The organism is Erwinia sp., assembly GCF_031978025.1.
Lineage (GTDB): Bacteria > Pseudomonadota > Gammaproteobacteria > Enterobacterales > Enterobacteriaceae > Erwinia.
Window position 1 is genome coordinate 1 of the sequence record NZ_DALZCD010000366.1, and the last position, 3,357, is coordinate 3,357.

At 55.9% G+C, this 3,357-nt stretch carries 3 protein-coding genes; 1 reads left to right on the top strand and 2 read right to left on the bottom strand.

The genetic code is table 11. From position 1 onward, the window contains the following. On the bottom strand, positions 1-831 hold an 831-nt coding region (locus RTK32_RS20285; RefSeq protein WP_312047102.1), incomplete at its 3' end, for an amino acid permease. A 310-nt stretch (positions 832-1,141) separates the two neighbouring features. Next, a complete protein-coding gene (locus RTK32_RS20290) occupies positions 1,142-1,411 on the bottom strand; it encodes a YdgH/BhsA/McbA-like domain containing protein (RefSeq protein ID WP_312047103.1) in 270 nt (89 codons plus the stop codon). Between the two features lie 400 nt (positions 1,412-1,811). On the opposite strand from RTK32_RS20290, the gene RTK32_RS20295 reads away from it, so the two are divergent. Further along, a complete protein-coding gene (locus RTK32_RS20295) occupies positions 1,812-3,323 on the top strand; it encodes a type IV pili methyl-accepting chemotaxis transducer N-terminal domain-containing protein (protein ID WP_312047105.1) in 1,512 nt (503 codons plus the stop codon). Positions 3,324-3,357 lie beyond the last annotated feature (34 nt).

Genomic DNA, 3,357 nt, shown 5'->3' on the forward strand with positions numbered 1-3,357 from the left:
CAGCACCAACAGCACGACCGATCCGACATAAAACAGACCAATACGCCAGATAACGCTGTTAATCGCCTTCGGCAGCATGGTCTTCGGGTCTTTACACTCCCCTGCCGCCGTCCCTACCAGTTCAATAGAGGCGAAGGCGAAAACAACGCCCTGTACCAGCACCAGCGCGGGCAGCAAACCGTGCGGGAAGAACCCGCCGTTATCGGTAATCAAATGGAAGCCGGTAGCGTTGCCATCCAGCGGCTTGCCGCTGCCAAGAAACACCACGCCCACAATCAGGAAGAGCGCGATAGCCAACACTTTAATCAGCGCGAACCAGAACTCCATTTCGGCAAACCATTTGACGCCGATCATATTCATCGTGCCGACAATGGCCAGCGCGCCCAGCGCAAATACCCACTGCGGTACATCGCCAAAGGCGCCCCAGTAGTGCATATAAAGCGCTACCGCGGTGATATCCACGATGCCGGTCATTGCCCAGTTAACAAAATACATCCAGCCTGCGACGTACGAAGCCTTTTCTCCCAGGAATTCCCGGGCGTAAGAAACGAAGCTGCCGCTGGAGGGACGATGCAAAACCAGTTCGCCCAACGCGCGGAGTATAAAGAAAGAGAAGATGCCGCATACCAGGTAAACGATAGCCAGCGCCGGACCGGCGATTTGCAGTCGGCCACCTGCGCCCAGGAACAGGCCTGTACCAATAGCCCCGCCGATAGCAATCATCTGCACATGGCGGTTGTCCATCGCTTTTTGATAGCCGGAATCATGAGAATTTAACCAACGTCTTCTTGCGGCGCGCTTGTCTGCTACCGCTTTTTTATCAGCTTTCATTTTCTTTCCTAATTATCCTGTCCACAGTGATACGGCTACCATTCCCGGGCGACCTGATTTTTGTTGCGCCAACCAAACGATTGCGTTGCCTACGGGCGTTCGGGCGGTTTCCCCTTTTCCTGTCATTATTGTGTTACGGAAACGGGTAAATCACGGCGATGCATCCTAACCGTTCTGTAAAGCCGACGCAAAAAATCCGTAACCAAAATCGTGAGGTTTTGTGACGTTCATCAGAGGAGGCAAAAAAAAACCGACCGCATTAAGCGATCGGTTCTCCAACAGGGAAAGGCTACATGGGACAGGGTAAATTCTAGCGGTAAATCTCGGCGTTGCCGCTCCACAGGCTGGAGTCACCGGGGGTGTCGGCACGGATAACGCGATAGTGGCTGGCGCCCATTTCTTCCGCTTTTTTGGCCAGTCGCGCGGTGGCGTCATCCAGCGAGCCCTGGACACCGGTGACAGAAACCGTGCCCATTTGTTGCAGATTTTGGCTTTGTTCATTACTGACCTGGGTAGCGGCCAGCGTTGAAAATGACGCGGCGGCTAATACAGCGGCGGCAATCATTGCAGATAGTTTCATAACAGGCTCCTTATCCGGGATAGCGGATAGCATGATTCGGGATACGGAGTTAACTATGGCGGACGGGATGCAAAGCAGGGTAAGCAGTGGGTAAAAGCGTTAAAGGAATGTGGGTGCAACCAACATTTATACAAAGAAGCGTCAATGAAAGTTACTTTTTCTGCGGGGTGTAACTTTATATTAATATGCAACGCCTTTCTGTGACGTTTTCCTCACTCTACCCGCCGCGGCGCCTGGCTGCAAGTGCGCCACCGCACGCTTTTGATCTTTCGCAAAACTCTGCCATCCAGACCCCGCGCCGCGTGAGGATCAGCTTATACTGCGGCTGGCCTGGTAGACGAGCCGATTAAGCAGACGCTACTGCCTGCGCTGTGCTGATAGCCTTTAACGGGAGCCTTCTATGTTAAAACGTTCCGTGACCCGCAGCCTGGCTCGCGCCCTTTTCGCTATTGTGCTGCTGGCCGTATTTTGTTCTTTTCTGGCGCTGCTGACCCTTTCAGCCAGCCTGCGCGATGCCGAGGCGCTTAATATGGCCGGTTCGTTGCGGATGCAAAGCTACCGCCTGGCGCTGGATGCGGCGACCCGTTCGCCTTCGATGACCAGCGATATGCTCAGCTATCAGCAGTCGATTCAGGCACCGGTCCTGCTTTCGCTCCAGCATGCCTGGGTACCCCATAACGTAAAAGCGCGCTATCACGAAATGTTAACGACCTGGCAGGCGCTACAGCCCGAGCTGACAACGGGCGAGGGGCAGCGCTTCCGGCAACATGTCTCCCTGTATGTCACGCAGATAGATCGGTTTGTGCTTGCTCTGCAGCGCTGGGCGGAACTCAAAATGAAGCTGGTAGCGGGTGCCTGCCTGTTGGGGTTTATCGCGATTGCTCTGCTGGCGAAAGCCTTTGCCCGCCTGTCGGGCGACCTGGAAAAACAGTATCTGTGGCTTGAACAGGCAGTAAAAGAGCGAACCAGCGATCTACGTCAGGCAAATCGCCGGTTAAAACTACTCTATCAATGCTCTGAAATACTGCGCGGACACGATAAAGCCTATGCGCAGGTGCTTGACCTGGCCAGGAAGCATGAAAAGCTGCCTATTATTACGCTGGATGCCGCGGACGGGCAGCTGATCGCCGGCAAGGAGGAACCTTCCCTCGCCTGGCACAGCCTGCCGCTGGAGCACCCTGAAGGCGGGATGCTGCGCTGGCAGGCGTGCGCCAGCGAACCGTCGCTGATGCAGGGGCTGGCGACGATGCTGGGCCGTTCGTTACAGCTGGATGAGGCTGAAGAAAAAGGACGCCATTTACTGCTGATGGAAGAGCGCGCCACTATTGCCAGAGAACTGCATGATTCCCTGGCGCAGTCGCTGGTTTATTTGCGCATTCAGCTGGCGCGCCTGAAACGCCTGGTGGTTCAGGAGACGCCTCAGGCAGCCATCGTGGGCGAAATCGACGTGGCGCTGGCCGAAGCCAATCGCCAGCTGCGTGAGCTGCTGACGACGTTTCGCCTGTCGGTAGAGCCTGCAGATCTTACTACAGCCCTGGGACAGGTCATCACACAGCTCAACCGGCAAACGGAAGCGGAGATCAGGTTTATTAACGAAGCGCGGCCGCAGCGCCTGAATGCGCAACAGCAGGTGCACGTTTTACAAATAGTCCGGGAAGCGCTGCTCAACGCTATCCGCCATGCCCGGGCCAGCGAGATCGCCGTACGCGTCACGCCTTCCGTGGGCGATCGGCTGCAGATTGAAGTCAGCGATAACGGCCAGGGTTTCCACCTGGCCGAGGCCAAACCCGGTCACTACGGTTTGGCTATAATGCAGGAGCGCGCCAAAAGCCTGAACGCACAGCTGGAAATTGGACAGCAAATGCACGGCGGTACGCAGGTACGCCTCTGCTTTTCTCCGCAGGACAGCTGATTAGATTGCGCTGAGGCACCCGGAATTTTTGCAT